Below are 6,229 nucleotides of genomic sequence, written 5' to 3'. Positions count from 1 at the left end.
TTATTATACCATAGAATAATTATTTGTGATGATTATTTAATTAACTATATACTAGATGACAAAAAATTTGTAGATAAATTAATTTGCAATGGAAGAAAGCCAATAGAGAATATAGATGATATTGAAAGATACTGCCTTTTAGCAAAGGAGTACTGGGAGTTTAAATCATATTTGAAAAGAGTAATGTTGAAATTAAGCGGCGAGGCCCTTGCAAAGCCTGAAGGCGGCTACAATGAAGAAAAGGTAAGAGATATTGCAAAGCAGTTAAAGCCTTCACTGGCTGAGGGTTGTGATATAGGTATAGTAATCGGCGGAGGTAACTACTGGAGAGGCAGAACTTCAGAAGCTATAGACAGAACAAAGGCCGACCAGATCGGAATGCTTGCAACTATTATGAACTGTATCTATGTATCTGAAATATTCCGCTCTGAAGGGATAGATACCGCTATATACTCTGCATTTGCCTGTGGAGATATGGCTGAGCTTTTCTCAAAGGACAAGGTAAATGAGAGCTTTTCAAAAGGCAAGGTGGTATTTTTCGGAGGCGGTACAGGACATCCGTACTTCTCTACAGATACAGGCATTGTGCTTAGAGCTATTGAGATGGATGTGGATATGATACTTTTGGCAAAGTCTATTGACGGAGTTTATAGTGCAGATCCTAAGCTTGAACCTAACGCCAAAAAGTATGATAAGCTTACTATTCAAGAGGTTATTGACAAGAGACTTGCCGTAGTGGATTTGACGGCGTCTGTTATGTGCCTTGAACGTAAGATGTCGCTTGCAGTATTTGATTTAAACGAAAAGAATTCAATAAAGAATGCACTTGAAGGTAAAATAAACGGAACAGTTGTGACAGTGTAAGCTTTGCTTATGCATAGTAAACATAATATTAAGGAGAATTTATGCAAGAGAGTATCAAAAAGTTTGAATTGAGTGGATTTATACAATCTACTCTCGTCCAAACAAGATCTCGCCGATGATGGGTATTCTGAGGGACGCAGACTGTCTGACGATTTCATGAATTCAACTCGGATTGACAAGCATCGAATACAAATCCGGTATTAGACATATATTTAGCTTTAAAAAAAGAGGTGTATAGTAGTACAGGTATTAAAATTGGAAGTTATAAAACACCTGAATTTAAGGAGGTTAATTACATACTTTCATCAAAAAAGAGGATATAATAATTTTATATTCTGTAGCGTATCAGACTGCATTATATTAGGTTTTATTGATATCATAAGTATACCGGTGTAGATGTGATATACTAAAGCTATTTATAATATATTTAAAACTGCCGGATTTAGCTATTAAATAATAATGTACTTATAACTTATTCGGGAGGTACCATGAAAGTAATTATTATGCGTCATTCAAAAGTAAAATATATATGGAAAAAATGGTATACCTCAGACGAATTTGATAAAGCCTGCAAAGAATACGAGAGCTCTTTTGTCGAACACACTGAGCAAAACTTACCGGATTATAATTATAAAAATATTTATATAAGTACATTATCAAGAAGTAGAGAGACTGCTATAAGTATATTCGGACAAACCCACCTTAGACAAACTGAGCTGATAAACGAGGTGCCTTTAAGGTCCGCTTTTGATTCAAAGGTTAGATTTCCGTTATGGTTTTGGAACTTTGCAGGACGGATTCAGTGTTTTTTTAATATTGCAAGACAGATTGAAGGAAGATTGATTACAAAAAAACGTGCGAAAAGTTTTGTAAATATGCTTTGTAGGGATGGAGAGGAAGCTATAGTCATAACACATGGATTTTTTATGCATACTCTATTGAATGCTTTTAAGGATGAGGGTTTTAGGTATGATAAGTTAAATGTACATTATAAAACCGGAAGTTATGTTGTGGTGGAGAAATAATTATTACAAGTGAAATCTTATGTATTTTACAGTTCAATTGTTACATTTACTCTTTAATGATATAAAATAAAAGAGTAAATGTAACGAGAATGCTGAAATGAATACTTTAGAGAAGTACTTTTGGAAAATGATATTATTACCAATAAATAGGAGTAAGCAATAGGCATAAAAAGAGACTTCCTTGGCTTTACTGTATTTGGAATCATAATCAAAGTTGATTATTAAGAATATGATAAAAAAGGAGATTCTACCATGATAAATACATCCACACCGTTGTCTGTTTCTACAATGACCGGAGAGCAACTCGATACGGAACTGAAGAAAGGATATGCTTCTATAAAAGCAGGAAGAGTGTATTCTGCAGATGAAGTTGATGCATTACTTGCAAAAGAGTTTGACCTAAAATTTACACCAACAAAAAGGAGACCACATGCCCCCAATAACTGTTTTAATTAAGCCCGCATCAGGTCTTTGCAATATGTCCTGTGAATATTGTTTTTACTGTGATGAGGCAAGTAAGCGTTTGCAAAATTCCTATGGATTTATGTCTGAGAAGACTTTGAAAAACACAATCAGAAAAACCATGCTTAGGGCGGAGGGGAGCATACATTATGCTTTCCAGGGAGGTGAGCCGACCTTATGTGGTATTGATTTTTTCAAAAAGGCATTGGCTTATCAAAAACAGTATAATAAAAATAATATAGAAGTAAGTAACGCCGTTCAAACCAATGGTTTTATACTGACGGATGAATGGTGTTCTTTTTTTAAGGAAAACAATTTTTTAATAGGATTGTCGGTAGACGGTACAAAAGAAATACACGATTCTTATAGACATTCAAAAAACGGAGACAATACTTTTGACAGAATATTAAATTCGGCAAATTTGCTTGATAAGCATAAGGTGGATTATAATATTCTAACTGTTATTACATCTAAGGTAGCAAAGAATATTTCAGATATCTATCACTTTTATAAAAAGCAGGGCTGGAAGTATCAGCAGTATATAGCCTGCCTTGATCCCATTGATGAAGAGCGCGGAATTAAGCACTATTCCTTAACGGCTGAAGTTTATGGAAAGTTTTTAATTGAACTGTTTGACTTATGGTACAAGGATTATAAAAAAGGGAAAGATCCCTACAACAGGCAGTTCATAAATTATATAAACCTTGCCGGGGGTTATATGGCGGAATCCTGTGAGCAGAATGGAGTATGTGGGATTCAAACAGTAGTGGAAGCTGACGGAAGTGTTTACCCTTGTGATTTTTATGCTATGGATGAATATCGTCTTGGGAATTTTAATGAAAATAATTTAATTGAGATAGACAAAAAAAGGTCTGAAATCGGATTTATAGAAAGGTCTTTTAAGCTTGATAGAGTATGCATGGAATGTAAATATTACAGAGTATGTAGAGGAGGATGTCAGCGCAATAGAGATTTAAACCCCGATACCGGTTTATACAGCAATTATTTTTGTGAGGCATATAAAATATTCTTTGATGCCTGTTATGATAGAATCCTTGAGATAGCCAAAAGCTTACAATGAAAACAAAAAAGTCTCGGATGTATAAAAGCTTATTTTAGTCCAATTGATTTCATACAACTTAAATAAAAATATTGACGAGAAAGTATTTATGGTATATAATATCACTTAAGTAAACGGTTACGCAAACGATAATTAAACTTGATATTCAATTTTACTTTTGAAAGATTGGAGAGGGATTATTTATGAAGAAAGCTCCGGGCAAGGTAACCATAAAGGATATATCAAAAGAATTGGGTGTATCTGCTGTTTCTGTTCACAGAGCGCTTAGGGGCAAAGAAGGGATAAGCAATGAACTTCGTTCCAAGATTATAGAAACGGCAAAAGAAATGGGGTATGTGGAAAATTATGCTGCAGCCTCCATTAAGAGAAAAACCGAAAGAGTTGCGGTGGTGCTTCCTAAGGATAAATGGGAGAAAAAGATTTATTTTGACTATTTATGGCTTGGCATTAACAAAGGTGCCGATGAGCTTAAAGGACTGAATATAGAAATAAGTCCGTTCGTATGTGACAACGAAGAAGAACAGCTTGCACAGCTGAAAGAGATTGCAAAAAAGGGATCTGATGAGTATGGAGGTGTTATAACAATTTCTTTCACAAGAGCATCTGAAGTACTTATGCAGTTTCAGAGTATGTTGGCAAAGGATATGAAGGTTTTGGTCATAGATGATCATATCGAAATTCCGGAAGGTCTTATAAGTATTCCGCCAAGGGAAGTACAGGTGGGTAAAGTGGCGGCGGAGCTTGCCGGACTTATAACATCCGATAAGGGAAGATTACTTGTTTCCTGTGGTCGTACAGACTCAAAAATACATGAGGGGCGTTTGGAAAGTTTTTGTAATTATATAAAAGAAAATAAACCGGGGCTGATAATAGAGCTTATAACAGGATATACAAGAAATATGGATCATAGGGGAGAGCTCTATAAAAATGCCTGTGAGGCACTTGATAAGTATAGTGATATATGTCTTATGTATGCTCTTACTTCTCATGACAACAGGGCATTTGTGGAAGCACTTGAAAAACAGGGAAAAAACAAAAATGTGGCAATAATAGGTACAGACCTAAATGAAGAAACCCTGGAATTTCTAAAGCAGAAGAAAATGTCGGCGGTTATAGATCAAAATCCTTATGAAAAAGGATATATGGCTTTTAAGATTATGGTAGACTGCTTAATAAAAAACATGTCTGTACCTGATGTTATAACATGCAGAATTGATATCGCTCTTGAAAATAATGCGGATCTCTGTGCGGATTGAATTTTTTTAGAACTATATTTGCTGTTTTCCGAAGGGGAATACAGTTTAATAAAATATGTGAATATACATATTCAAGGAGGATTATATGAAGAGAAAGTTTTTACAAAAAGTTGGAGTTGCAGTGATTTCCGGCGCAATGATTATGTCGGTACTGGCAGGTTGTGGTAACAATTCAGCCAAGGAAAGCACTACAGCAGCTCAAGCATCAAGAGAGGGCACAAGCGGTGAGTCAAAGGATGGTGAAGCTAAAGGACCGGATTACAGCGGTGTTAAGCTGGTTTACTGGTCAAACTGGGAAGCTACAGAGCCACAAGGAATTGTTATTGCCGAGGCTGTTAAAGCTTATGAAAAAGAAACCGGTGTAGAGATAGAGGTAGAGTTTAAAGGTCGTAAAGGAATTAAAGAAGGTTTGATTCCGGCACTTGATGCAAAACAGCAGGTAGACTTCTTTGACGGACAGGGAAATAAGAGTAATTACGGAGATCGTATTATAAGCCTTGAGGATTTGGTTAAAGCAAGTGATTATGAGTCACGTTCAAATCCGACAATGATGAAGCTTTTTAGAAGCTATAATGAAGGTGTACTTAAAGAGATTCCTTATCAGTTTAAGGCAAATGCTTATTTGTATAATAAAAAACTTTTCAAGGAAGCAGGAGTTGACAAAGTGCCTGCTAATTGGGATGAATTCCTTGCAGCATGTCAAAAGCTTAAAGATGCGGGAATAACTCCGATTACTACTGATGATGCCTATGTACCACAGGCTTTCGGTATGCATCTTGGAAGACTTGTAGGAAGTGAAGGCTTGAAAGAAACAATTAACAATAATGAGTGGGACAGACCTGAGGTTTTACAAACAGCAAATGACCTCGCAGAGCTTGCATCAAAGGGATATTTCTCAGAGCTTGTGGCTTCAAATGTATTCCCTACAGGACAGAATACAGAATTCGCTACAGGTAAGGTTGCAATGTATGCTGTAGGAACATATGTGGTTAATGAAGTTAAAAATATTACAGGACCTGATTTTGAATGGGGATTTTTCGGATATCCTGAAGTAAATAACGGAATTAACGGCACAGAAGCCATGATGATTGGTGGACAGAGCTTTGCTATTACTTCAGTATGTAAGAATAAAGAAGCTGCATTCGGATTTATTGAGAAGATGACAAGAGGTGAATATGACGAGAAGCTTGCCAAGGAGAGTATAAGTCTTCCTGCGGATTCACAGAATCCTTCATGGCCTGAGCAGTTGGCTGATGTAAAGCCATACTTTGATAACTGCACAGAGATTATGGGTGGTGCGGAAAGCAATCCGGAAATTACACCGGCATTAAAGGAGAATTTAATTAAGCTTTACTCAGGTAAGATTACAGGTGCTGAATTTGTTGAAAATATGAAAAAGGCAGCAGGAAAATAAAGTCTAAATGAAAAAAGAGGGCAGGCGGGTAACGAGGTCGTTATTTGACCTGCCTTTTTTAACCGGTGAAATTATTGCATTTAAGATAATAAGATAAAAGTTTGGCTCTAGCCTGTTTCAGAAGGGA

The 6,229-nt window shown here is 36.1% G+C and carries 6 protein-coding genes; all 6 read left to right on the top strand.

Annotation, left to right across the window (positions count from 1 at the left end; all coding sequences use genetic code 11):
* The first annotated feature begins 183 nt into the window (after positions 1 to 183).
* Positions 184 to 864 (top strand): UMP kinase, encoded by a 681-nt coding sequence (pyrH, locus tag ACO6FI_RS04380; protein WP_485456279.1) that lies wholly within the window; start codon positions 184 to 186, stop codon positions 862 to 864.
* 488 nt (positions 865 to 1,352) lie between these two features.
* Complete coding sequence (locus ACO6FI_RS04375) at positions 1,353 to 1,889, top strand: histidine phosphatase family protein (protein WP_485456275.1); 537 nt, start codon at positions 1,353 to 1,355, stop codon at positions 1,887 to 1,889.
* Positions 1,890 to 2,141: 252 nt separating this feature from the next.
* Positions 2,142 to 2,345 carry a hypothetical protein gene (locus ACO6FI_RS04370; protein WP_485456274.1) on the top strand — a complete coding sequence of 68 codons (204 nt, stop codon included), beginning with the start codon at positions 2,142 to 2,144 and terminating at the stop codon, positions 2,343 to 2,345.
* Positions 2,320 to 3,432 carry an anaerobic sulfatase maturase gene (locus tag ACO6FI_RS04365; protein ID WP_485456273.1) on the top strand — a complete coding sequence of 371 codons (1,113 nt, stop codon included), beginning with the start codon at positions 2,320 to 2,322 and terminating at the stop codon, positions 3,430 to 3,432. Before ACO6FI_RS04370 ends, ACO6FI_RS04365 begins: the two co-directional genes overlap by 26 nt.
* 182 nt (positions 3,433 to 3,614) lie before the next feature.
* Positions 3,615 to 4,688 (top strand): LacI family DNA-binding transcriptional regulator, encoded by a 1,074-nt coding sequence (locus ACO6FI_RS04360; protein WP_485456272.1) that lies wholly within the window; start codon positions 3,615 to 3,617, stop codon positions 4,686 to 4,688.
* Positions 4,689 to 4,773: 85 nt separating this feature from the next.
* Entirely contained in the window at positions 4,774 to 6,102 is a 1,329-nt protein-coding gene (locus ACO6FI_RS04355) for an ABC transporter substrate-binding protein (protein ID WP_485456271.1), read from the top strand.
* Positions 6,103 to 6,229 lie beyond the last annotated feature (127 nt).

The sequence above is a fragment of the Lachnoanaerobaculum sp. genome (assembly GCF_057250505.1).
This window is presented reverse-complemented; position numbering and strand designations above follow the sequence as displayed.

Bases quoted from the DNA above. Each gene is read 5' to 3' on its own strand.
- pyrH (WP_485456279.1), top strand. From the start codon at position 184: ATGTTGAAATTAAGCGGCGAGGCCCTTGCAAAGCCTGAAGGCGGCTAC.
- ACO6FI_RS04375 (WP_485456275.1), top strand. From the start codon at position 1,353: ATGAAAGTAATTATTATGCGTCATTCAAAAGTAAAATATATATGGAAA.
- ACO6FI_RS04370 (WP_485456274.1), top strand. From the start codon at position 2,142: ATGATAAATACATCCACACCGTTGTCTGTTTCTACAATGACCGGAGAG.
- ACO6FI_RS04365 (WP_485456273.1), top strand. From the start codon at position 2,320: ATGCCCCCAATAACTGTTTTAATTAAGCCCGCATCAGGTCTTTGCAAT.
- ACO6FI_RS04360 (WP_485456272.1), top strand. From the start codon at position 3,615: ATGAAGAAAGCTCCGGGCAAGGTAACCATAAAGGATATATCAAAAGAA.
- ACO6FI_RS04355 (WP_485456271.1), top strand. From the start codon at position 4,774: ATGAAGAGAAAGTTTTTACAAAAAGTTGGAGTTGCAGTGATTTCCGGC.